Source organism: Pontibacter rufus, from assembly GCF_015694705.1.
GTDB lineage: Bacteria > Bacteroidota > Bacteroidia > Cytophagales > Hymenobacteraceae > Pontibacter > Pontibacter rufus.
The window spans coordinates 167,478-189,806 of record NZ_JADQDR010000010.1; the positions used below are offsets into that span (position 1 = coordinate 167,478).

At 46.6% G+C, this 22,329-nt stretch carries 23 protein-coding genes; 10 read left to right on the plus strand and 13 right to left on the minus strand.

The window, feature by feature from the left end:
* Window positions 1–60: 60 nt before the first annotated feature.
* A complete protein-coding gene (locus I2I11_RS16870; RefSeq protein WP_196268912.1) occupies window positions 61–1,044 on the plus strand; it encodes a pyruvate dehydrogenase complex E1 component subunit beta in 984 nt (327 codons plus the stop codon).
* A gap of 250 nt (window positions 1,045–1,294) precedes the next feature.
* Here the strand turns inward: I2I11_RS16870 and I2I11_RS16875 are convergent, their stop codons facing one another.
* Together I2I11_RS16875 and I2I11_RS16880 are read right to left on the minus strand one after the other, a co-directional pair.
* Complete coding sequence (locus I2I11_RS16875) at window positions 1,295–2,233, minus strand: YihY/virulence factor BrkB family protein (RefSeq protein ID WP_230680373.1); 939 nt, start codon at window positions 2,231–2,233, stop codon at window positions 1,295–1,297.
* 161 nt (window positions 2,234–2,394) lie between these two features.
* Window positions 2,395–3,114 (minus strand): class I SAM-dependent methyltransferase, encoded by a 720-nt coding sequence (locus I2I11_RS16880; protein ID WP_196268913.1) that lies wholly within the window; start codon window positions 3,112–3,114, stop codon window positions 2,395–2,397.
* Between the two features lie 364 nt (window positions 3,115–3,478).
* Here I2I11_RS16880 and I2I11_RS16885 point away from each other — a divergent pair, with 364 nt between their 5' ends.
* The 6 genes from I2I11_RS16885 (at window position 3,479) to I2I11_RS16910 (ending at window position 8,960) form a co-directional block, all read left to right on the plus strand.
* Entirely contained in the window at window positions 3,479–4,012 is a 534-nt protein-coding gene (locus I2I11_RS16885) for a DinB family protein (protein ID WP_196268914.1), read from the plus strand.
* Between the two features lie 103 nt (window positions 4,013–4,115).
* The gene (locus I2I11_RS16890; RefSeq protein ID WP_196268915.1) at window positions 4,116–4,814 is read left to right on the plus strand and encodes a VIT1/CCC1 transporter family protein; all 699 of its coding nucleotides are present in this window, start codon (window positions 4,116–4,118) and stop codon (window positions 4,812–4,814) included.
* Between the two features lie 258 nt (window positions 4,815–5,072).
* On the plus strand, window positions 5,073–5,990 hold the full coding sequence (locus I2I11_RS16895; protein ID WP_196268916.1) for a LysR family transcriptional regulator: 918 nt from the start codon (window positions 5,073–5,075) through the stop codon (window positions 5,988–5,990).
* 65 nt (window positions 5,991–6,055) lie between these two features.
* A complete protein-coding gene (locus I2I11_RS16900) occupies window positions 6,056–6,598 on the plus strand; it encodes a hypothetical protein (protein ID WP_196268917.1) in 543 nt (180 codons plus the stop codon).
* Window positions 6,599–6,751: 153 nt separating this feature from the next.
* Window positions 6,752–7,951 (plus strand): threonine synthase, encoded by a 1,200-nt coding sequence (locus I2I11_RS16905; RefSeq protein WP_230680374.1) that lies wholly within the window; start codon window positions 6,752–6,754, stop codon window positions 7,949–7,951.
* 73 nt (window positions 7,952–8,024) lie between these two features.
* The gene (locus I2I11_RS16910; RefSeq protein ID WP_196268918.1) at window positions 8,025–8,960 is read left to right on the plus strand and encodes a polysaccharide deacetylase family protein; all 936 of its coding nucleotides are present in this window, start codon (window positions 8,025–8,027) and stop codon (window positions 8,958–8,960) included.
* Here the strand turns inward: I2I11_RS16910 and I2I11_RS16915 are convergent.
* Window positions 8,929–9,813, minus strand: a complete 885-nt coding sequence (locus I2I11_RS16915) for a PhzF family phenazine biosynthesis protein (RefSeq protein ID WP_196268919.1) — start codon at window positions 9,811–9,813, stop codon at window positions 8,929–8,931. The genes I2I11_RS16910 and I2I11_RS16915 overlap by 32 nt on opposite strands.
* A gap of 194 nt (window positions 9,814–10,007) precedes the next feature.
* Here I2I11_RS16915 and I2I11_RS16920 point away from each other — a divergent pair, with 194 nt between their 5' ends.
* The gene (locus I2I11_RS16920) at window positions 10,008–10,607 is read left to right on the plus strand and encodes a DUF429 domain-containing protein (RefSeq protein ID WP_196268920.1); all 600 of its coding nucleotides are present in this window, start codon (window positions 10,008–10,010) and stop codon (window positions 10,605–10,607) included.
* Here I2I11_RS16920 and I2I11_RS16925 read toward each other — a convergent pair.
* A complete protein-coding gene (locus I2I11_RS16925; protein ID WP_196268921.1) occupies window positions 10,604–11,209 on the minus strand; it encodes a hypothetical protein in 606 nt (201 codons plus the stop codon). The genes I2I11_RS16920 and I2I11_RS16925 overlap by 4 nt on opposite strands.
* Window positions 11,210–11,631: 422 nt before the next feature.
* Here I2I11_RS16925 and I2I11_RS16930 point away from each other — a divergent pair, with 422 nt between their 5' ends.
* The gene (locus tag I2I11_RS16930) at window positions 11,632–12,129 is read left to right on the plus strand and encodes a nucleoside deaminase (protein WP_255531389.1); all 498 of its coding nucleotides are present in this window, start codon (window positions 11,632–11,634) and stop codon (window positions 12,127–12,129) included.
* Between the two features lie 156 nt (window positions 12,130–12,285).
* Here the strand turns inward: I2I11_RS16930 and ffh are convergent, their stop codons facing one another.
* Window positions 12,286–13,620 carry a signal recognition particle protein gene (gene ffh / locus I2I11_RS16935; protein ID WP_196268923.1) on the minus strand — a complete coding sequence of 445 codons (1,335 nt, stop codon included), beginning with the start codon at window positions 13,618–13,620 and terminating at the stop codon, window positions 12,286–12,288.
* A gap of 409 nt (window positions 13,621–14,029) precedes the next feature.
* On the opposite strand from ffh, the gene I2I11_RS16940 reads away from it, so the two are divergent.
* Window positions 14,030–15,352 (plus strand): glycosyltransferase family 4 protein, encoded by a 1,323-nt coding sequence (locus tag I2I11_RS16940; RefSeq protein WP_196268924.1) that lies wholly within the window; start codon window positions 14,030–14,032, stop codon window positions 15,350–15,352.
* A gap of 217 nt (window positions 15,353–15,569) precedes the next feature.
* Here I2I11_RS16940 and I2I11_RS16945 read toward each other — a convergent pair whose 3' ends face one another.
* The 8 genes from I2I11_RS16945 to I2I11_RS16980 form a co-directional block, all read right to left on the minus strand.
* Window positions 15,570–15,947: a hypothetical protein gene (locus tag I2I11_RS16945; RefSeq protein ID WP_196268925.1), complete on the minus strand. Its 378-nt coding sequence runs from the start codon at window positions 15,945–15,947 to the stop codon at window positions 15,570–15,572.
* Between the two features lie 18 nt (window positions 15,948–15,965).
* Window positions 15,966–16,646, minus strand: coding sequence for a hypothetical protein (locus I2I11_RS16950; protein WP_196268926.1), 681 nt, complete (start codon window positions 16,644–16,646; stop codon window positions 15,966–15,968).
* 61 nt (window positions 16,647–16,707) lie between these two features.
* On the minus strand, window positions 16,708–17,757 hold the full coding sequence (locus I2I11_RS16955; protein WP_196268927.1) for a prenyltransferase/squalene oxidase repeat-containing protein: 1,050 nt from the start codon (window positions 17,755–17,757) through the stop codon (window positions 16,708–16,710).
* 8 nt (window positions 17,758–17,765) lie between these two features.
* A complete protein-coding gene (locus I2I11_RS16960) occupies window positions 17,766–18,866 on the minus strand; it encodes a hypothetical protein (RefSeq protein ID WP_196268928.1) in 1,101 nt (366 codons plus the stop codon).
* Window positions 18,867–19,267: 401 nt separating this feature from the next.
* Complete coding sequence (locus I2I11_RS16965) at window positions 19,268–19,855, minus strand: MTH865 family protein (RefSeq protein WP_196268929.1); 588 nt, start codon at window positions 19,853–19,855, stop codon at window positions 19,268–19,270.
* A 145-nt stretch (window positions 19,856–20,000) separates the two neighbouring features.
* Complete coding sequence (locus I2I11_RS16970) at window positions 20,001–20,144, minus strand: hypothetical protein (protein WP_196268930.1); 144 nt, start codon at window positions 20,142–20,144, stop codon at window positions 20,001–20,003.
* Window positions 20,145–20,714: 570 nt separating this feature from the next.
* Complete coding sequence (locus tag I2I11_RS16975) at window positions 20,715–21,032, minus strand: (R)-mandelonitrile lyase (protein ID WP_230680375.1); 318 nt, start codon at window positions 21,030–21,032, stop codon at window positions 20,715–20,717.
* Between the two features lie 11 nt (window positions 21,033–21,043).
* Window positions 21,044–22,156 carry an NAD(P)-dependent alcohol dehydrogenase gene (locus tag I2I11_RS16980; RefSeq protein ID WP_196268931.1) on the minus strand — a complete coding sequence of 371 codons (1,113 nt, stop codon included), beginning with the start codon at window positions 22,154–22,156 and terminating at the stop codon, window positions 21,044–21,046.
* Between the last annotated feature and the right edge of the window lie 173 nt (window positions 22,157–22,329).

A 22,329-nucleotide genomic window follows, 5' to 3' on the forward strand; every position in this document is an offset into this window, starting at 1 on the left:
CATTGTAAATTGACAGACTTCTCTTAATTTTACCCACTGAACCGAGAATGAAATATTTATATGCGAAGTATACAATTTAGAGAAGCCCTGCGCGAAGCCTTGTCGGAGGAAATGCGCCGCGATGAGCGCGTATTTCTGATGGGTGAGGAAGTAGCGGAGTATAACGGCGCCTACAAAGTGAGCCAGGGTATGCTGGACGAATTTGGTCCGGAGCGCGTAGTGGATACCCCTATTGCTGAACTTGGTTTCGCCGGTATCGGTGTGGGCGCTGCCATGAACGGCCTGCGTCCTGTTATCGAGTTTATGACTTTCAACTTCTCGTTGGTGGCCATCGACCAGGTAATCAACGCTGCTGCTAAATTAATGTCCATGTCCGGTGGCCAGTATGGTGCGCCGATGGTGTTCCGCGGCCCTACAGGCAGCGCCGGTATGTTGTCGTCGCAGCACTCGCAGAACTTCGAGAACTGGTACGCCAACACGCCCGGCCTGAAAGTAGTGGTGCCTTCTAACCCTTACGATGCCAAAGGCCTGCTGAAATCTGCCATTCGCGACAACGATCCGGTTATTTTTATGGAATCGGAGCAGATGTATGGCGACAAAGGCGAGGTGCCGGAAGAAGAATACCTGCTGCCAATTGGCGTAGCCGATATCAAGCGCGAAGGCACGGATGTAACCATCGTGTCGTTTGGCAAGATAATGAAAGTAGCGCTTGCCGCTGCCGACGAACTGGCCAAAGAAGGTATAAACGCAGAAGTAATCGACCTGCGTACTGTTCGCCCCATTGACTATAAAACGCTGGTGGAATCTGTAAAGAAAACCAACCGCATGGTAGTAGTAGAAGAAGCCTGGCCGCTGGCATCCATCTCTGCGGAGCTGGCTTACCATATCCAGAGCAATGCTTTCGACTACATGGATGCACCGGTAAAACGCGTTACCTGTCGCGATGTGCCGCTTCCGTATGCACCAACCCTGATCGAAGCCTCGCTGCCCAATGTAGCACGCACCGTAGAAGCCGTAAAGCAAGTAATGTATAAGAAAGCTTAAGCTGCTCTTACTCTAAAAAATACAGAAAAGGCGAAGCTGTGCAGCTTCGCCTTTTCTGTTTATACTCCTCCTTACTTTATACGTAGCGCGCTGCTGAGCTTAACCAATCCTGTCGTCGAGCTAATTAAATCCGGAACTGATAAGCTGCTGGGCAAAAAGATAAGCTGAACAGATCCTTGTTCTTTTTACCTGAAAGCAGGATAAAACAGTATTACAGCCGGGCCTGCAGCAAGTATGGTATTGCATCTAATCAGCTTTCCTTTTCAACCTTCTTCACCTCTACTTTAACAGCATTATCCTGCGGGATGATGCCGCGATCATTCTCGCGGGAGTAGACCTGGGTGAACTCTGCTCCCAGCAAAAAAATAATAGAAGTATAGTATACCCATATCAGAATCAGCACCAGCGAACCCGCCGCGCCATAGGTATCGGCCAGCGGTTCGTGCTGAAAGTATAAGCTCAGGATGTACTTGCCAAGCACAAATAGAACTGCCGTAACAGTAGCGCCTATCCACACATTGTACCACTTTATTTTGGCATCCGGCAGCACTTTAAAGATAGCGGCAAAAATAACAATGCTGATAAATACCGACACCAGGATGTTGCCTGTGGTGATGAGGTAAATGGCGAAGCCTGAAAATTGTTCCCGCAGGAAATCATTCACCACGCCCAGTACAATGTCTATCGTGAGCGATACCAGCAGCAGGAAGCCGAGGCTCACCACCAGCGCCAGCGAAAGCACCCTGTCCACAATCAGCTTCAGCCAGCCTTTCTCTGGTTTGGCTTGTACTTCCCAGATGACATTCAGCGAATCCTGCAAGGCTACAAACACGGTGGTTGCAGTAAAAATCATGGTACACACCCCTACAATGGTACCTACCGTACTGGCCGGCGACAAGCTTGCATTTTCAATGATGCTCTGGATCTGTGCTGCACTGTCGTGCCCCACAATGCCGCTAATCTGCTGCACAACCTGCCCCCGCACGGCGTCATCTCCAAACACGGCCCCCGCTATGCGGATAGTGATAATGAGCACTGCCGGAAGCGAGAAGATAGTATAGAAACCTATCATGGCAGCACGATCCAGCGCCGCATCCTCTATGAAATCCGAAAAGGTCAGCTTCGTTAACTCCCAGGTAGATTTTAATCTTTTATACATGCGCTTTTTGAGGATATGATAGTTCTGCATCTCAGCAAGTATAAACAGGCCTTGTTCCTATTGCAACTCCTCTTTAAACTAAGCCGGAAATGCAGTGGCTTGCATCATTTATACCAAAGAACGGAAAAGTGATGATGATAGGCAACTATTTTGTACAGGCATATCCTACTGCAGTATGGCAAAACAGGATCTTATACTTGTTCCGGAGTAAGCCTGGCCAGGTAATTCCCGAATTCCCCCTCGTACAGCAGCTCCATGGCATAACCGTGCTTGCCGGCATAATCCTGCAGGATGGCCGCATCTACAAAAAGCCAGTCAAACCAGCCGCTTTCCTGGTCTTTATACAGCATGTTATACTTTACTTCACCATAATAGCCCGCGTTCAGGTCCAGCAGCACTGAGCCATCCTCCTCTTCATACATGTAGAGGATATCGGCCGATTCGAGCAGAATTTGCCCGTTTGGGTGCAGCAGCGTTCTGGCATGTGCCAGCAGCCGGTCCAGCCCCGCCAGCGTGCCGGCAATGCCGATGCCGTTCATCAGCAACAGCAAGGTATCGTAGCGTTGATTTTTCAAATCGAAGAAATCGCGGTGTACGACCTGTTTTATTCCCTGCTGCCGCATGGCTTCTATGGCGCCGGCTGAGGTATCGAGGGCAGTTACTGCCAAGCCCTGCTGCTGCAAAGCAAGCGCGTGGCAACCTGCCCCCGCCCCTACATCCAGCACATGTCCCCGGCAGGCCTCCAAAGCAAACTGCTCCAATTCAGGCATTTCCTCCACAGTACGGAACAGGTATGCTACCGGAATTGTGTCGTCTTCGGCCAGATTGCTTTCCACGATAATGTCCGCAGGCGCAGGGGCTTGCAGGTAGTCCAGCATGGCGGTGCCCAGGGGGTCGTTTTTTTCTTTCATTTCTTTAGATTAGCAGGCAAAGTACGCAACAAAACAGTAGCTGACCAACAATATACACCAATCCGCTTCAGCAACCCAAACAGACGCTTTCAGCTGTGAGCCAGCAGCATTTCTATACTTATGGGCGTGCCTTGCAATAAGTAAAAGTACATAAGTATCAAGTGGAACATCCCGATTATTTCGGGGACATCAGGCACAAGACTTTATTTCTGTTTATACTTAATAATCGAGTTTTTCTACTGCACGATAAGATACTTAGAACGCAGCATTAATTTTGTCCGGTTACTTAATCAGATTTTGATTAGCTTTAACATTATGTTAGCCATAATTAGTATAATTCGTCTTTTGTAACCCTGTCCGTTTTATGAATGCAGCCCTGGAAGCAAAATACTTACGGTTGGAGCAGTCGCGCAACCTCCTGCTGGACGAACTCGAAGGCCTGGGCGATAACCTGCTGAACACCTATCCGGCAGCAGGCAAATGGTCTATCAACCAAATAATAGCGCATCTGGTGCTGGCCGAGAAGCAGACGGTAAACTACGTGGAGCACAAGATAGCCAGGCAGGCAGAACTGCACAGCGCAACGCTTTCCAATAGTATCAAATCTTTCCTTTTAACACTGGCCCTGAAATCCGGCAGGAAATATAAAGCGCCCGAATCAGTTGCTACTGTGCCTGCCATATCTTCCCTGCCGGTGCTGCGCTCCGAATGGGATCAGGTGCGGTTTAAGCTGGAGGATGTGCTTTCGGAGCTGCCGCAGGACTTAAGCAACAAATGCCTCTTCAGGCACCCACACATAGGGCCGCTCACCATGCAGCAAACCCTCACCTTCCTGCAGGACCACTTTAACCACCACCTTCGCCAGGTACACCATATCAAACGCAACCTGCTGAAATAAAAGGTAGACATCTCCATTGCAGCAGCCTGTGCCGGTGCGGTGTGCTGTTTTGTTCTGCTAAACCAACTACCGGCGACTGCTCGTAAAGCATCAGTAAAAAGCGATGCACTTACACAAAGAAGAACACCTGCGCAGCTCCGACTTTATCAGGGATATGGTCATAGGCATGTCCGATGGGCTGACGGTGCCTTTTGCACTGGCTGCCGGTTTAAGCGGAGCGGTGCAAAGTAATGCCGTTATCATCACGGCCGGTATCGCCGAAATTGTGGCGGGCAGCATTGCCATGGGGCTGGGCGGTTACCTGGCTGGCAGAACGGAGCTGGATCATTACCAGGCCGAGTTGGATCGGGAATATGCGGAGGTGGCCCATGTGCCTGAAAAAGAGAAAGCAGAGATCAAGGAGATTTTTGCCGGTTACGGCCTGAGCCCGGGCATACAGCAGATGATAGCCGATGAGCTGGCAAAAGATAAAAAGCAGTGGGTTGAATTTATGATGCGTTATGAACTGGGCCTGGAGGAACCGCACCCGGAAAGGGCGCGCAACAGCGCCGTTACCATTGGCTTGTCTTATGCAGTTGGCGGCCTAATTCCGCTGGCAGGTTATATTTTCACGTCTGCGCCGTCGCAAGGCCTGCTGGTATCTGCTATACTTACCATCCTGTGCCTGATGATTTTCGGCTATTTCAAAAGCAAAGTTACCGGACAGCCAGCCTTGGCCGGAGCCCTGAAAGTAACGCTGATTGGTGTGGCCGCCGCAACCGCTGCTTTTCTGGTTGCCAAAGCCTTTGGGGAGGTCATGTAGCGCCGTTGCGCTGCTTGTTTTGGTGCCATACCTTCACAGGCAGGTCTCTGAAAAAATTCGCGGACTTTAAGTTAACGGCTCACATTAATCAAGTATAAACAGCAATGAGTATACCTGACGTTATGCAAAAGGATGAGAAATACACTTGCTAAAAAGTTCCCCTTCAGAGGGGGACAAGATGAACCTGCATAACATCAGATCAAAGTATAAAACCTGTATCTTTGATCTCATTGCTGTACCTGGTATCTTCTCTTTCTTATGATCTCTTACAAGCACGAAGTTTTTATGGAGGTAGCCCGCCTGCTGAGTTTTACCAAAGCCAGCCAGACGCTCTACATCAGCCAGTCTGCTATCAGCAAGCAGGTAAAAGCGCTGGAGGAACAGTATAAAACCGGCCTTTTTGAGCGGCTGGGCAATACGGTGGCATTAACGCAAGCCGGCAAACTGCTGTATAAAAAGTTACTCGAAGCCCGGCAGCTGCAAAACGAACTGTACCAGGAACTACGGGCGCTGGACGAGCAGTTTTCGCCGCAGGTAAGTATGGTGCTCGGGGCCAGCACTACTATTTCCCTCTACGTACTGCCGCCCCTTATGTCGGCTTACCTGCAGCTGCATCCCAACGTGCAGCTCACACTCAAAAACCGCAACAGCGAAAATATCCTGAAAGCACTGTTAGACCATGAAATAGATATGGGCATTGTGGAAGGCATCAACAAAGTGAGCAACGTAACTTATACCCCCTTCCTGACGGATGACGTAATTGCCGTTTGCTCCTCTAAAAACCCTATCAAGAAACACCCGCTGGAAGTAAACGACCTGTTTGATACACCGCTGGCCCTGCGTGAGTCCGGCTCGGGTACCCTGGCGGTGCTGGAAGAGGCACTGGCTGCTAAAGGCATACGGCTGCTGGACCTGCCCCTTAAAATACGACTGGGCGGCACCGAGGCCCTGAAAAACTTTGTCCGCGTGGATACCTGCCTTTCTTTTTTGCCGCGGCAGGCCGTGAGCAAAGAGCTGCAGTCGGGCGAGCTGGTAGAGGTGCCAATCCAGGGCCTGACAGTGAAACGCACTTTTAATTTTATTCAGCGCAAGGGCACCGAAAACAACTTTCCTTACAAAGATTTCGTGCAGTTCACCAAACGCCAGTATTCTGATGTGGAAAACCTATTGCATTAATGAAGGTTTAGTACAGAAATGTAATATGGCATACAATAACTATTTTTATCGATTATTTAAATGATATGATAAATGCCAATTCTATCCATTATTATGAGAAAGCTTTAGCTTTGTTAATTGCGAGTAAAAGCATCATACTTGAAGATATAGTCTCAGTTTGTAATGGTAACACAGCATTAGCGAAGCAGATAGCATACAAATTTCAAGATAAAGGCTTTGTGAAAGTCGATGCGGAATCACCTTGGATCTTTAATTTAGATTCCGAAATATCAGCAACTCAGGTATCAGTATTCAATGTAGGATTAGTAGATGATGGTAAAGCTGAAATATTCTTCCAAAATGGTGGCTTTAAAGTTGAGTTCGAAAAAGAGCAGAATAGAGTTGAAGAAGAAAATGAATCGAAGAGATTACAGAAAGAAAATTTGATACTACAAAATGAAAATTTTGAATATGCTCAGACTCTAAGAGAGCAAGAGAGCCGAATACGTATTCTTGATGAAAAGCTTAAAGAGTTCGAAAAAGTAAAGAACATTTGGTGGGTATTCGAAAGATATTGGTGGGCATTTACAATTGGAAGTGGAATCATTGGATACTTGATAGGAAAGTAAGGAGTGAGTAGGAGCGCAAGGTCACTGAAAACAACTTTCCTATCTAGGATTTCGTGCAGTTTACCAAACGCCAGTATTCCATTATGGAATAGCCTATTCCGAAACACTATTTTGTTTCGTCATAACTGTTAGGCTACTTCGCATCGTATTTATATGATGATGGAAACTACTATTGCCACCAAAAGCCGCCTCTACACGCTCACCTGTGCTGCCTGCGGCACCCGTTACTCCCCTTTTGAGCTGCAAACGGTTTCAGTATGCTGCGCCATGCCCCTCGTAAGCCAGTATGATCTGAAGCGGCCGCTCTTTAAAGACAAACTTCAGCTCCGGGAAGCAACCATGTGGCGCTACCGCGAGTTATTGCCTGTATTGGCAGATGAAAATATTGTGAGCCTGTGTGAAGGCTTTACCCCTGTTTTATCCCTGCAAAACCTGAGCAGCAAGTATGATTTTGCGCATCTGCAGCTGAAAGACGAAGGCCAGAACCCAACCGGCTCCTTTAAAGCGCGGGGCTTAAGTATGGCTATCTCCAAAGCAAAGGAATTTGGCGTGGAGGGTTGCATTATACCTACCGCCGGCAATGCAGGCGTGGCGATGGCTGCTTACTGTGCCAAAGCCGGTATGCGGGCCGTGGTAGTAATGCCGCGCCATACGCCCAAGGCATTTAAAGAAGAGTGTTACTGGTATGGCGCCGAAGTGGTACTGGTAGATGGCCTCATCAACGACTGTGCCGCCAAGGCCAAAAGTATAAATGCCGGCAATCAACTGCTGGATGTATCGACACTAAAGGAGCCATACCGCCTGGAGGGGAAAAAGACAATGGGCTACGAAATTGCAGAGCAACTGAACTGGACCTTGCCCGATGTGATATTGTACCCCGCTGGCGGCGGCACCGGCCTGATCGGCATTTGGAAAGCTTTCCGGGAAATGCAGGCGCTGGGCTGGCTGCCGCAAAGTATAAAATTGCCGCGCATGATAGCCGTGCAGGCCGCCAACTGCCAACCCCTGGTAGACACCTTTATGGGCCGGCAGGCAAATGCGCAGCAATATGTTGGCAAGTCCACCATCGCGAATGGCCTGGCCGTGCCGCGCCCCTTAGGCGAGCAGATGATGCTGCAGGTGCTTCGCGAATCCGGAGGCACTGCCATAAGTATAACCGACGAGCAGATGCTGGAAGGATTGCGGGAACTGAGCCGACATGAAGGCTTGTTTGTGGCACCGGAAGGCGCAGCGCTCTGGATGGCCGCCCGCCAGCTGGCAGCCACAGGCGACTTAAATCCGGATAGCCACATCCTGCTGCTCAATACCGGCTCAGGTCAGAAGTATATGGAAAATATTGAGGGACAATACTAAGCAGAAATAAGCCTCTGAAGTATGGAAGATATGCCTGAATTTTCATACTTTAGAGGCTTATTCAGCTAACCTTATGCTTACCCGGACAGGCTTGGCCACTACCCTCATCAGCTTATCTGCTGCCATTCTTTTTTCCTGCGATCAACACAAAACGGCTGACTCGCAGCAGGAAGCAGGAGCACATTCAACTGCTGCTGCAGTTCCGGACTCCAGCGTGTCAGCCGTTACGGTTGCAACCACTGCTCCGCCAGCTGATACAATTCCAGCCGATGCAGCCACCATTTATGCCCGGCCGCAGGTGCCCATTCTGTGCTATCATCAAATCCGCGACTGGCGCGCTTCAGACTCAAAGCAGGGCAAAGATTATATTGTACCGGTGGCACGTTTCGAGGAGCACATCAAAATGCTCGCCGACAGCGGTTATCACGCCATACTGCCCGACCAGCTACTCGATTATCTAAACTATGGCAAGCCGCTGCCGCCTAAGCCTGTCATGCTCACCTTCGATGATACCAACCTCGACCAGTACACCAATGCCTTACCCGTGCTGGACAAGTATGGCTTTAAAGGTGTGTTCTTTGTGATGACGGTATCGCTGGGGAGGCCACGTTATATGACCAGGGCGCAGGTAAAAGAGCTCTCAGATAAAGGCCACGTAATTGGCTCGCATACCTGGGACCACCACAACGTGAAGAAATTTGCTGGCAATGACTGGGTAACGCAGGTAGAAAAACCCACCCGGCAACTAGAGGAGATTACGGGCAAGCCTGTGTTATACTTTGCCTACCCTTTCGGGCTGTGGAACGAGCAAGCCATTCCGGAACTCAAACAGCGCGGCTTTGTGGCTGCCTTTCAATTGGCCACCCACCGCGATGCACAGGAGCCCCTTTATACCATTCGCCGTACCATTGCCAGCGGTTATTGGAACGCCGGTACTTTATACAAAACTATGCGCAGTCGTTTTGAACCCGATACCACTACACCTTCAGGGGCAATTGCTGTACAATAACGGCCTTGCCTCCTGCCTTTAGCTCTGTTATACGCCCGGCGGCATCTGTTTGTAGTTGCACCTCCAGCTGGCTAGGCGATGGCGGCTGCATAAGATAGCCCTGGTGAATAAGGTAATTCGTTTTGCTAAAGCCGGAGTAATCGTGTAAGTAGCAGGCCAGCGGTCCGGCTGCCATACCTGTAGCCGACTCTTCCGGTATGCCGTAACCCGGCGCAAACATGCGTGTGGTTGCATCAGCTCCCTGGGCAGCTGTCGTGAAAACATAATATCCCACCACGTTTAGCCTTTCGGAGATACGGGCAATACTTTCCTGATCCGGCTGCAATGCCTGCAGTTCGCTTGCATGCTGTAGTTGCACCAGCAAGAAGCCTAAGCCAGTGCTGGCAACGACAGGTTCAGCAGGAAACTTATACTTAGAAGGCAGGTTTAAGGACCTAGCTATTTCATCTGCTGTAACAGTGGTTTCGGACAGGTGCGTATACTTTGGAGCCAGCTGCGCCTGGTATACTTTGCCGTGTAGCAAGTCAATCTGCCGCGGCCCTTCAATGGACTCTTTAACAGCGCCGGGCTCCTGCACTAGCCCTTTTTGCAGCAGCAGGCTAAAAGTAGCAATGGTCGCATGGCCGCAGTGCGGAATCTGTCGGTTTGGCGTAAAAAACTCCACTTTCACATCTCCTATTTCAGATGCAGATACAAAGGCAGTTTCGGAGAAACCCAGGCCGGCGGCTATTTGCTGTTTCTGCTGCTGCGCCAGTGTATCGGCATGCAGCACCACACCAGCGGCATTTCCACCTTCTTTCGTCTCTGTAAAAGCTTTAACCAGGTATAACTCAGGAGATTTGTGCGTATTCATGAAATCAAAAAGCTGTAATGAAGTATAAATTAACTGAACATGGCTCCGGAAACGAAGTATAAGGCATCATACCCGCTCCTGGTAACGGGCCTCTCCCGGCCGGCATTGGGTTGACAAGATACACAAACCGGATGATGTAGCTAAATTTGTCTCACAACAATCATTACCCCTCATCATAAGTATAACAAAGAATTATGAAAAACTTGCCGGTACACATGGGTATAGATTATGGCGCTAAACTGGCAGGCACCACCGCGGCCGCTATGGTTGTGGAGCAGCAATTACAAGTATGGCAAATCGAACAGGGGCAGGATGCAGACGCTTTTATACTTAACATAGTTAAACAACTTAAGCCAGCCATTATCTTTATAGATGCTCCCCTTACTTTACCGGTAGTGTATGGGCAGGCTCCTGCTACACCTGCTGCTGACTTCTTTTACCGTGCCGCCGACCGCGAAGTGCAGGCTATGTCGCCGATGTTTATTGGCGGCCTGACCGCAAGGGCTATAAAACTCCGGACGCAACTGGCAGCGCAGGGCACAGCCATGCTGGAAACCTATCCGGCACAACTTGTAAGGCTGTTGCTACCGCAACTGAACGGCTATAAAAAAAATGCTGCAGCGCTCCCGTCTTTCGCCGATGCACTGCAGCAAATGCTGCCTTATACTTTAAAGCAGCCGCCAAAAAACTGGCACCAACTCGAATGCCTGCTGGCCTGGTATAGCGGTTACAGACATTTACAGGGGCAGGCACAATTATATGGCGATGCCGCCGAAGGGCGCATCATCGTTTAATCTGTTACGTCGGCTGCTGTTTCTAAAGTATGAAATTCGAGCTGCAGCGCTTTTATCTTCACTTCCGTGTCAGTCGGAATGTCGCCGTTTATTTCTTTTTTGTGTTCGTTTAAGGTGTTCATCACCATTTCAGCCATTTCCCATTCCTGGTCCGTCCAGCTCTGGTGCTTTGCACGCACGTTTTCCATAAATGCGACATAAGCCTCCTGCACATTTGTTTCGTTGATGGAAGCTAAATCGGCCCAGCGGCCCAACAGGTTATGTTCCCATTCCGCCTTTTTGGCCTCCTGGTGGCTGCGCGTATACATCTCGTCGGTATCTATAAACTCTTGCTTTAGCTCCTGGTAATCTTGTTTTATGTCTTCAGAGAATTCGTTTTGCTTCTGGTCGAGTTCCTGCGTGCGCATCCTGAAATCCTGCCTGGCCTGCTCCCAGTCCTCTTCTGTTCTATTGGCCACATCAGCCGTCGTGGTGCTAACCCAGCTCCTGAAATCAGCCAGTTCGTCCTGTACATCGTCTTCAACTTCTTTTGTTGTGGAGCATGCGCCAAATATTGTCAGGAATAGCAGCATGCCGAGCCACGTTGTTGCTTGTTTTTTCATCTTTTTATTTAATTTATAGTTGGAATCCTAGCCTTTGATACGCAGCCATCAGGTATAAGATACCAGGTGCCAGTGTCGCACCCTATCAGCTACAGGCAGGATAATGTTCCCTGCCGGCCAAAATAGAGTGCTAACATGATAAGCCGAACCAAGCGCAAACTGCCGCGTATAGCTATAGACAGGGTTTGAATAATTAAATTTTATAATGGTATAGGAATACACCTTGCTGAATTGATATTGCCCGTTATTTTCAGCGGGTAAAAGACCGTAGTAGCTTACACCACGAGTATGCAGGAAATGGCACAAGTGTGGTGTAAGCTATTTTGCGTTACATGAAAGCTATGACTTTTATATCGGCTCTACGGGCAAGCTGCCGTATACCATACAACTGAACAAGTATAAAATAAAGATTAGCAAAAAGAATGATTTCAGGCACAATTGAAACAACGGAACAAAGAAAAGTATTTATGCAGGAAGCTATCCGCCTGTCCGTAGAAAAAATGGAAGAAGGATATGGCGGCCCCTTCGGGGCGGTAGTGGTGCGCCACGGCGAAATTATAGCGCGGGGCTTTAACAATGTACTTCGCTCCAACGACCCCACTGCGCATGCCGAAGTGGATGCCATCCGGAAAGCAAGCCATTTTTTAGGCACCCACGAGCTGACCGACTGCGATCTGTATACCAGTTGTGAGCCCTGCCCTATGTGCCTGGGAGCCATTTACTGGGCCCGCTTCCGCAAGGTATACTATGGCAACACCAAGCAGGATGCCGCCGCCATAGGCTTTGATGATGCGTTTATATACCAGGAACTGGAAAAGGATTTGCCTTATCGCGCCATACCGATGGAGCAACTGCTGCCTGAAGAGGCGCAGCAGGCTTTTAAAACCTGGGAGCGCAAAGAAGATAAAAGAAAGTACTGAAAGTCCGGGCCATACTTACGCAAATCCGGAGGATCGCAGGGCACAAAGGCTGAGGTTAATATTTCGCCTGAAAGTGCAGCAAACTATAGTTTATTATAAAAAAGAAGTCCGTTATACTTTGAAGTATAACGGACTTCTTTTTTATAAATGATGTAATTAGCGCTTCATCATGTTGGCCATGTTGGCAAGGCCGCCGCGCTTGCCGGACATTTTGTTCATCGAACGCATCATTTTGCGCATGTCGTTAAACTGCTTCATCAGGTTGTTTACCTGCGTAATGTCGGTGCCGCTACCTTTTGCTATACGGGCCCGGCGGCTGCCGCTGATTACGTCCGGATTTTCGCGCTCGTGGGGTGTCATCGACTTGATGATGGCCTCGATCGGCTTAAAGGCATTTTCGTCAATCTCCACATCCTTCAAAGCTTTGCCCACACCCGGAATCATACCTACCAGATCTTTGATGTCGCCCATCTTCTTGATTTGCTCCAGCTGCGTCAGGAAGTCGTCGAAGTTGAACTGATTTTTGCGGATTTTCTTGTTGATACGCTTCGCCTCGTCCTCATCGAAAGCCTGTTGCGCACGCTCTACCAGCGAGATAACGTCGCCCATACCCAGGATACGCTGCGCCATCCTATCGGGGTAGAACAGGTCGAGCGCCTCCATTTTTTCACCTGTCGAGATAAACTTGATTGGCTTTTCTACAATGGCACGGATCGAAAGGGCCGCCCCGCCACGCGAGTCACCGTCCAGCTTGGTCAGTACCACGCCGTCGAAGTTAATGCGCTCGTTAAAGGTTTTGGCTGTGTTTACCGCATCCTGGCCCGTCATGGCATCCACCACAAACAAGGTTTCGGTTGGCTTCACGGCCGCTTTTATTTCAGCTATTTCTTTCATCATCGCCTCGTCCACGGCCAAACGACCAGCGGTATCAATGATGACTACTTTCTTGTTATTTTTCTTCGCAAACTCAATCGCATTCAGGGCAATCTGCACCGGGTTCTTGTTTTCCAGTTCTGTGTAGGCTTCCACACCCACCTGACCGGCCAGCACCTGCAGTTGGTTTATGGCAGCGGGGCGGTACACGTCGCAGGCTGCTACCAACACATTGCGGTTTTGCTTTTTGAGGTAGTTGGCCAGCTTGCCCGTAAAGGTTGTTTTACCGGAACCCTGCAAACCGGCAATCAGGATAACAGCCGGATCGCCTTTAATGGTGATGTCCTGCTTCTCGCCACCCATCAGCTGCGTCAGCTCCTCGTATACGATTTTCACCATCAACTGTCCCGGCGATACGGCAATCAAAACATCGCGGCCCATGGCCTCTTCTTTGATTTTGTCGGTAACAGTTTTAGCTACTTTATAGTTAACATCAGCATCTACCAGCGCGCGGCGCACCTCTTTTATAGTTGCTGCTACGTTTATTTCGGTGATGCTGCCCTGGCCTTTAAGTGTTTTAAAGGCACGATCTAGTTTGTTACTTAAATTATCAAACATCTCTTTCTCTGGATTTACCTACAAAAATAAGGAAATATAAGTTAATTATAAATTGTCAGCCCCTCTGATTGCCGAGATTTATGTAATACATCATAAGTATAAATATGCGGTCTGGTTTATCTTTTAAGTACGCTGCTGTACAGGAAGGTTAACGTATGGGCTGCAAAAATATCGCTTAATTGCTACTAGGATGCATGCAGAAAAGCACTGTCTGGCCTCTTTTGGAGTTACGCACCTTCAACATACCTGATAGCGGCCATACTGTTTTAACAATTTCAGCTCTTTTGCCCTCATATCAATCAGTTTACATACAGATTATAACCGTACACAACAGCAGGCACATCCGTTCGTAAAGCCATACTGGTATAATTTTTTTATATTTGAGAACTCAGCTCACAAAACGAAAACTTTGAAAAAGCAAGACGCTCTCCATCTCTTATACATCTCCTACTACTGGCCTCCTTCAGGCGGCCCGGGTGTGCAGCGCGGACTCAAGTTTGTAAAATATTTTCCGCAGTCCGGCATTATCCCCACCATACTTACAGTAGATGAAAAGCAGGCCTCCTACCCGCTGCTGGACAATACGTTGCTGGACGAAGTTCCTGAAGGTCTGGAGGTTTACAAAACAGCTACGTCTGAACCATTTGAGTATTACAAAAAACTGTCCGGAAAAAAAGAGATTCCGTACAGCGGCTTTGCCAACCAGGAGTCGGAAGATTCCTTTTTAGATAAGGTCTTCAAATTTGTGCGCGGTAACCTGTTTATACCGGATGCCCGGGTGGGCTGGAACAAACATGCCTTAAAAAAAGCCGGCGAGTTGCTGAAAGATGGCAGGTATAGAGCCATCATCACCACTAGTCCACCACATTCTACACAGCTGATCGGCCTGAAACTGCGCAAAAAGTATAACCTGAAATGGATAGCCGACCTGCGTGACCCCTGGACGAACATCCATTATTACGATCAGCTTTACCACACACAGCTAGCCAAAAGCGTCGACGAAAAGTATGAGCGCCAGGTGCTGGCAGAGGCTGATGCCATAATTGTTACCAGCGAGGACACCAAGCGCCTTTTCCTGAACAAGCCGGTAAGTATAAGCGCAGACAAGATCCATGTGATTCCGAACGGCTTCGATGAGGATGATTTTAGATACCCTTCTGTGCCACCCAAAGATACATTTCTGATAACGTACGCCGGCACCATTACCGAAAACTACAACATTGATGTATTCCTGAAAGTAATGGCGCATCTGCTATCGGTGCACAGCGAGATAAACTACAAGCTCCGTTTTGTGGGCAAAGTATCGGAGGGCATAAAGCAGCGGATTGAGAAAGCAGGCGTGCTGGGCATCACCGAATTTATACCTTATGTGCCGCACGATCAGGCCATCAAATACCTGATGGAAAGCACTGCGCTCCTGCTGGCGATGGCCGATGTGCCGAGCGTGTACGCCAACGTACCCGGAAAATTATTCGAATACCTGGCCTCCAACAAGCAAATTATCTGCCTGGGCCCCGTGCATTCCGATACCGACCATATTATAGACGAGTGCGGGGCAGGCCGCCTTTTCCACTACGCTGCCTACGACCTGATGCTCGACCATATGATCCAGATGAGCAAAGCCTGGAAGATCAACCCGAACCTGGATTTACCTTACATCAACTATGCCCGATACTCCAGAAGAGCGCTAACCGAAAAGCTGGCAGAAGTAATTAAAGAGTTGCTAATGTAAGGCTAACTTTGCCTTGTATCAGGGATGAATTTTGAAAGCATGCTGCATTACCAGAAGCCTCCAAAAATGCGGTTTATACAAACAATGGGGCTAAAGGGGCTCAGGAGCAAGTGCTACGGAGACAAGGGCTATCTTTCTTCTCTGGTGAGGAACTCCTGCAAGAGAGCGTATTATAAAATACCTGAAGCCGCAATATTTTATGCGTCTCTTTTATACATCACTTTTTCATCTTCTTCAGGAACTCTCTGCCAATGTCATTGGCGTCCTCAATAAATTTATTCTTTATTTCAACCTGTTCATCTTCAGAGCAATGAGACTTTCCTGCTTGAGAGGTTTGAACATCCAGATTAGGCATTCTGATTTTTTGCGCCGTATCTTCCGGCATTATGGATTTCCCCACGCCGCTTGTTCTAGGTATGTAATTCTCCTCTTTAAGATGAACAACTATAGTATACCTTTCACCATCATGTGAAATTTTACCATAGAGAATGGCATCCTGTTCTGATATCTTTATATCAGAAGCACAATTAAATTCCTTTAGACAACCTTGTAAGTTGTTAAGAAGGTCTTTGAAGAAATGACTTGAATTTTCCATTATAGTATACTTTAGGGGTTAACGGGGAAGTAAAGCCAGTGAAACTCGGTCGTTTACGTTCGTAGTTCCAGAACCGGACTTCTCCGCGCTGCCAGGTAAATAATAGAGTAGGTCAAACTGTCTCCTGCCTAAAAGGCCCAGAAAATTATCTAATTGTTCCTGGAGGGTGCCGATTGCACCTGGTACTGCTGAACTTAACCTGCCTGATATCTCACCTGTACAAAACGGACCGCCACCATCATAGTCATATGCCCAGCCATCAACACGAGCGCCAACGGTGCCAGTACTATCTAAAAAGCAAGCAATAATATAATCTATGTGCCCGTCAGCATCAGTACAATACCAGGGTGTAGAAATGTGGAAATTGAAAGACAGGCGAAGAAACAAATCCAAAGCTCCGCCTGATGATGAATATGGCAGATATTTTCTCGGCACCCATCCAATCCTTAAATCTGATGTGCGTTGTGCATCTCCTAAACTGCTGTCTATCAAATTCAGAACAATAGGATTATTCAGAAGACTTACTAAGTCGTAAGTTACTTCTCTATCTTCACGTTCCCAGGTGAGCGTGCTGCGTTTCTCCCCAATGTTTGACCAGTTAATCCAAGCCCAGCCGCCGGCGGGATGCTGAATACTTAAAAAAACAGTTTCACCACGAAAGTCTGTATCCTTGAACCAGTAATTTGAAAGTGTAGGCATAACAACCTCCTTGTTTTAAATTGAACTTGAATAAGAGCTGGTGTTTAAAACAGCTTATTGCTTAGTTAAGAAACATTTTATTGTATAGATGCAGGGCTGAACTTATGGTTGCAGTCGTAAATAGCTTATTCTGGTCTTCGATAATTACACCAGTACCCATTTCACCTGTTCTCCACTGTATCAGGGTTTCAGGATTAGAGATCATAGGTGGCGGAATCCGGAGGATGGGTGCAGAAGGCCAGCTACCATCCGTAAGCTGGCTTTGTAAAAGATAGTCAATACACTTTGAAACAGTTTTTATTCTTCTTTTATCAGGCAAAAGCAGTACTGTTCGTAAGAACAGGGCAGTATTAAACAGGCTCCTTTCGTTGTTTTCTACCCAATAACCTTCGACAGACATTCTGCTGATAACTACGTCTATAATTTTTTTTGCATCCCTGATAGAAATATGTTTTGCCAGCAACAAGGCTTTCAGGCAATGGAAAGTGCTATAGGCATTGCCCTGCCACCAATAAGAGTTCCAGAGTTTATTGGATTGCTGGTTCTCCGTTAAAAACCGGCAGGCCCTGTTAACAATTTGCTGGTCTGAATAAAGCTTATTAAATAAAAGGCTTTGCACTGCCACTGCCGTTACGCATGTATGAGAACCCAGCCATCCCTTTGTCAGATTTTTGTTTGCTTCAATATATTGCTCGATATGATCTTTTGGCGCATAAGTTGTAAAACCACCATCATCGGTATTAAAATGATCTCTGATAAAATTAATACCCCTGATCATCGCTGAAGGCCGCCAGAGTGGCAAACCACTGAAAGCCATCATTACCCAGGAAGTGCTATCTGCATCTGTCGGGACTTTGTGATTATAGGCCCAGCCACCATTTGCTCTCTGTCTGGTTAAAAGTATTTTATGTGCCTTGTCAATCGGGCAAGAGTAATCAGCCAAAAGAGACAAAGAGCTCAAGACAAAACCACTAACCCATTCGGATGATGCACCAGCCAAGGTGTCAAAATCATACCAGAGTCCATCCGGCGCCCTTTTCCCATGGATGTACCGGGTGCCAAGGTTAATGCTCCTTTTAAGTTCTTCCTGTAACGATTCACTTACAACCATATGGAGATTTAACTAAGCCAGTCTCTTATATAAAATAGTAGTATTTGCCTGAACCGTAGATCTGCTTCATTATCTGTTCCTGAGGAAGAAATTGAAAGTTCCACTCTTTGAATTTTCGAGCAAAGATGATTTACTAAACGAGGCAGATTATCTGTCGCCAGGATTTGCGTGATGGCGCCTTCACCCATTATACAACCCTTACCTTCCTGATTACAGAAAAGTGAATTCAATTGATTGGTTTGATAATCAGAAACCGCATCCGCCAGATCATCGAGCAACCAAAAGATCTCTCCTATTGTATAGGACAGCCTTTCAACAGATTGCTCAATGTTTTTATCTGCTTTCGTTTGCGCAACAGCTATATTCTTTATAATTCTGAACGGTAATGTTGATTTGCTTTTCGATACCTGTCTTAAATTTACTTCCTCATTTATATCCTCCTGTAATTGGGAATTTATCTCGGCCTGATAAGCCTGTAACAATAATTGGTTGATTTTTTTTAAAGCATGTCTGTTATCAGCTTCTTGAACAGTTGAATAAAGGGTTTGATAAAAGCAGGCGATCACCTTCAACAAGATCCTGATTTCATTTTGCTCTATTGTGTCACAGCGCTTATAAAAGATCGAACCTGCGTGCTTATTGCCTTGGATCTCATGAAGAGCCTGGCTGTTAAAAATCGATTTAAATTCATCTTTTACTTCTTCTTCCGAGCTATCCAGGAAAAAATCAAATAATGAAATACCTAAATTGAACAGGGAAGTAGTTTGCGCTATCTGGTGCTTCCGCTCCTGATCTCCTGAAACTAATGTGTGAAAGCCGGCTCCTAATTCATACCCGAAGGCAAGGGAAAAAGGCAGTTTATGTTTCAATACATGGTTAAGCTTTCCGAAAGCTGCTTCGGAGTTAATTACAGCAAAATCATCCGGCCCGAGGGCATCTTTAAGGAGGCTATTCCTAAGTACCAGCCCCTCCTCCTTTTGTCCACTCCATAGCGCGCTGTACTCATCTGAATTCAACCACAAGCTCTTTTCTTCAAGTTTGTGTACAATGGTCCGGCGGGTTTTTAGCCACAATTCATCCAGTAAAAAAGGTACGGGCCAGTCGCTCATTTAGAAGCCGTTTAGAATTTAAGTATATGGGTTACCCGGATAAACAGGAAAATAAAGCAACGCAGGGAGAGAAAACGAACCCCTCACCTCTCAAAACTTTATATTAAATGTTTCTGTATGGATGAGTATTGTTGTGGTTATCAGCTCCTTTCTGGTCCGATAGTCTATATTTTCTTGGTAACTGGTCTTGATCTAAGAGTATACTCGCTCTAATTTGAGCTGCCAGATCTCTGGATACCTGCTTCCTGTTTCTGATACTGATAGCTATAGGGCTTATGCTTTGTTTTAAGTCTAAGCTTCGGAATGATTTTGTAGATTTATCTATTGTACATTCTTTAGGTATTTTAATAAACAGTTTTACTGCTTAATAGGCAACAGAGAAAATAACAATAGCAAAGACCTTAATCCCTGACGATTAGAGGCCTGTTAACCATTACTGACATTATTTTCATCTCAAAATCTTCAGGAGATTCAAAGGGGAATACCTCTTCCGGTATTTTTTTGATCATTTCCCGGGCATTTACATACCTACCTTGAAAGGCATATTGTTCGTTTTCATTCATTTGCCTGGATAATTCCTCAGCTGAACGGATAGGAAATTGAAGATGGGCCACATATCGTCTAATCGATTCCATTTCTCTTGGCACATCTACCTGCTTGCGGTTATCTCTTATAAGATCTGCTAATTTTTCAATAAAATTTTCGATTGAGGCGATGGGAAAATAGTAAGAGGGCATGTATTTAATCATCCGCATTGGATCTACATTTACTTCTGCAATCGTGTATTCCTTTCCCGAGCCACCCAGTTTTTCTATCAGCTCAGCAGCGCTGTTTATAGGGAAGTCCAGGGAGGGAATACTGCGGAACACTTTCTCAATTTCTAGCATGTCATGCTCATGAACTAACGGAATGTAATTTACATGTGCAATTCTCTGTACTATTTCTGAAACTCTTTGATTGTTCCTGGGATCAAGTCTGGAATATGCCATTGATTTAAAATTTAAAAGGAAAATAGAATAAGTAGTAAAGTATGAAAGAAATGGAGCTTATAGTAACAGATATGGCCAGTTCAGGAAATGGCCATATATTAAAATTACCACCCTCCACTACTCTGTCTATGGTCTTCGTATTTTATTAACCATCCACCGCTATCGTATTGAGGGCAAGGTTCATCCGAGTCCCGGCACCACGTTTGCCACTCCCCAGAAACCGATCCGTAATAACAGGAAAAGTTTCGATCATCCTGACAATTACCTGAAATCCATGACATAATTTCAAAAATTAAAATGAAGAACGTATCCCTAAATCTACTCTGACCAGTAACAATATAAATTACTCGAAATGCATTATAGTGTTAGTGCACAGAAGCAACAAGAAAGGTGTAGTTAATTAGAAGGAGTAAGAGAAAAACCGACATTTACCTTTAATACAAAAGACAATTGTGGTACCAGTAGAGGGAGTTGTCAGAGAATAAAGCCAGGAGTTACTTATCTCACATTTCATCTAAGAAATAGCTCTATGACTAGTTTTAGTATACTTTAAAAATATTTTTATGTTACGTTTATTACCTGGTAAATAGATGATCTGATTTGCGACATCTATCTTGTTTACAGTTTGTGTAAACCTATTTTAGGACGAGACATAATTTCAGAACGTACATGAGAGTGACACAACGAAGCAGCGTATACTTGCATAGCTGGTAAAATAAAAAGGAACAATCCCCCAAATGGCGATTGTTCCTTTCGACAAACCTATTTAGAACGGCTATACTGTTCGTCTGTTACTTTCTCCATCCAGTCCCCTACTTTACCATTCAAGTTTTCCTGAATGGCAACATGCGACATACCATTAGTTGCCGTAGCTAGTTGCCGTAGCGCCATGCCAATGCTTTTCGTTTGGCTCAAACCAAACTACGTCGCCGGGATGAACTTCCTCAACAGGGCCGCCTTCTTTCTGTACCCAACCACAACCGGATACAACAAGCAGGGTTTGTCCGAGTGGATGCGTATGCCATGCCGTTCTTGCACCCGGCTCGAATGTAATCATAGCTGCTCCACCACGTCTTGCATCATTGGCATCAAACAAAGGATCTATCCGTACAGCACCGGTAAACCAGTCTTCCGGCCCTTTAAAAGAAGGCTTTGAACCTGTTCTTGTAATCTCCATTGCGAGTGATTTTATGCTTGTTTAGTATCTTCATTCTTTAAAGATGCCATATCAATTACAAAACGATACTTGACATCCCCTTTCAGCAAACGTTCATATGCCTCATTGATCTGCTGGATGTTAATCATCTCTATATCCGAAACGATGTTATGTTTGCCACAGAAGTCCAGCATTTCCTGTGTTTCTGCGATGCCGCCAATCATCGACCCGGCGAAGCTTCTGCGGTATGGAATAAGACTGAATGCTGCTACCGGAAGAGGTTGTTCCGGTGCTCCTACCAATGCCAAAGAACCGTCTACCCGTAACAGATTCAGGTAGGCATTGATGTCATGCTGTGCGGAAACGGCATCTAGTACGAAATGTAGTTTGCCTGCATATCGTCTCATTTGCTCTTCATCTTTTGAGAGAACTACATCATCAGCACCCAAACGTTTCGCATCCTCAACCTTTGAAGGTGAAGTGGTGAATACGATCACATCTGCACCCATAGCTTTAGCAATTTTAACGGCCATGTGCCCTAAACCACCAAGGCCAACAACCCCCACTTTCTGGCCGGGACCTACATGCCAATGCTTCAGCGGCGAATAAGTGGTAATGCCTGCACACAATAAAGGTGCGGTAGCTGCCAGATCAAGATTTTCAGGTACCCGTAAAACAAAGGCTTCATCTACCACTATGCTTTCTGAATACCCGCCATGAGTTTGTGTTCCCAGGTGCTTGTCAGGCGAGTTATATGTTCCGGTATTGCCTTCTTCGCAATATTGTTCCAAGCCTTCTTTACAATACTGGCATTCGCGGCAGCTATCTACCATACAGCCTACCGCCGCCAAATCGCCTACTTTAAACTTGCTGACATGATTACCAACGCTAACAACTTTACCCACGATTTCATGACCAGGCACACATGGGTAAATGGTACTGTGCCATTCATTTCTTGCCGTATGAAGGTCGGAATGGCAAACACCACAATACAGTATTTCAATCGCTACGTCATGTGGTTTAGGGTTTCTGCGGTTTATGTTCAATTCTTGCAGAGGTGCTTCGGCTGCTTCCGTGCCGAATGCTTTAACTTGGGTTGCGTTAATGGCTTTTGCGCCTTCTGCTGTTGCTTTTACTGCTTCCATATTGATTAACTTGATTGTAGGATAATGTGAATCGATTTTATTTGCTGGACTATAAATTACCACCAATACCTATACTACCTTCCATACCTGCACTAAGTTATTTTAAGTTTTGAGTGAAGAAGGAGGTTAATTTGTCAAACGGGATAAGTTTCTCTCTCTGTCGTACGAATCCA

What these genes read in the sequence shown, in the direction of transcription:
- I2I11_RS16870 (WP_196268912.1), top strand. Translation starts at nt 61, where the DNA reads ATGCGAAGTATACAATTTAGAGAAGCCCTGCGCGAAGCCTTGTCGGAG.
- I2I11_RS16875 (WP_230680373.1), bottom strand. Translation starts at nt 2,233, where the DNA reads ATGCAGAACTATCATATCCTCAAAAAGCGCATGTATAAAAGATTAAAA.
- I2I11_RS16880 (WP_196268913.1), bottom strand. Translation starts at nt 3,114, where the DNA reads ATGAAAGAAAAAAACGACCCCCTGGGCACCGCCATGCTGGACTACCTG.
- I2I11_RS16885 (WP_196268914.1), top strand. Translation starts at nt 3,479, where the DNA reads ATGAATGCAGCCCTGGAAGCAAAATACTTACGGTTGGAGCAGTCGCGC.
- I2I11_RS16890 (WP_196268915.1), top strand. Translation starts at nt 4,116, where the DNA reads ATGCACTTACACAAAGAAGAACACCTGCGCAGCTCCGACTTTATCAGG.
- I2I11_RS16895 (WP_196268916.1), top strand. Translation starts at nt 5,073, where the DNA reads ATGATCTCTTACAAGCACGAAGTTTTTATGGAGGTAGCCCGCCTGCTG.
- I2I11_RS16900 (WP_196268917.1), top strand. Translation starts at nt 6,056, where the DNA reads ATGATAAATGCCAATTCTATCCATTATTATGAGAAAGCTTTAGCTTTG.
- I2I11_RS16905 (WP_230680374.1), top strand. Translation starts at nt 6,752, where the DNA reads ATGATGATGGAAACTACTATTGCCACCAAAAGCCGCCTCTACACGCTC.
- I2I11_RS16910 (WP_196268918.1), top strand. Translation starts at nt 8,025, where the DNA reads ATGCTTACCCGGACAGGCTTGGCCACTACCCTCATCAGCTTATCTGCT.
- I2I11_RS16915 (WP_196268919.1), bottom strand. Translation starts at nt 9,813, where the DNA reads ATGAATACGCACAAATCTCCTGAGTTATACCTGGTTAAAGCTTTTACA.
- I2I11_RS16920 (WP_196268920.1), top strand. Translation starts at nt 10,008, where the DNA reads ATGAAAAACTTGCCGGTACACATGGGTATAGATTATGGCGCTAAACTG.
- I2I11_RS16925 (WP_196268921.1), bottom strand. Translation starts at nt 11,209, where the DNA reads ATGAAAAAACAAGCAACAACGTGGCTCGGCATGCTGCTATTCCTGACA.
- I2I11_RS16930 (WP_255531389.1), top strand. Translation starts at nt 11,632, where the DNA reads ATGATTTCAGGCACAATTGAAACAACGGAACAAAGAAAAGTATTTATG.
- ffh (WP_196268923.1), bottom strand. Translation starts at nt 13,620, where the DNA reads ATGTTTGATAATTTAAGTAACAAACTAGATCGTGCCTTTAAAACACTT.
- I2I11_RS16945 (WP_196268925.1), bottom strand. Translation starts at nt 15,947, where the DNA reads ATGGAAAATTCAAGTCATTTCTTCAAAGACCTTCTTAACAACTTACAA.
- I2I11_RS16950 (WP_196268926.1), bottom strand. Translation starts at nt 16,646, where the DNA reads ATGCCTACACTTTCAAATTACTGGTTCAAGGATACAGACTTTCGTGGT.
- I2I11_RS16955 (WP_196268927.1), bottom strand. Translation starts at nt 17,757, where the DNA reads ATGGTTGTAAGTGAATCGTTACAGGAAGAACTTAAAAGGAGCATTAAC.
- I2I11_RS16960 (WP_196268928.1), bottom strand. Translation starts at nt 18,866, where the DNA reads ATGAGCGACTGGCCCGTACCTTTTTTACTGGATGAATTGTGGCTAAAA.
- I2I11_RS16965 (WP_196268929.1), bottom strand. Translation starts at nt 19,855, where the DNA reads ATGGCATATTCCAGACTTGATCCCAGGAACAATCAAAGAGTTTCAGAA.
- I2I11_RS16975 (WP_230680375.1), bottom strand. Translation starts at nt 21,032, where the DNA reads ATGGAGATTACAAGAACAGGTTCAAAGCCTTCTTTTAAAGGGCCGGAA.
- I2I11_RS16980 (WP_196268931.1), bottom strand. Translation starts at nt 22,156, where the DNA reads ATGGAAGCAGTAAAAGCAACAGCAGAAGGCGCAAAAGCCATTAACGCA.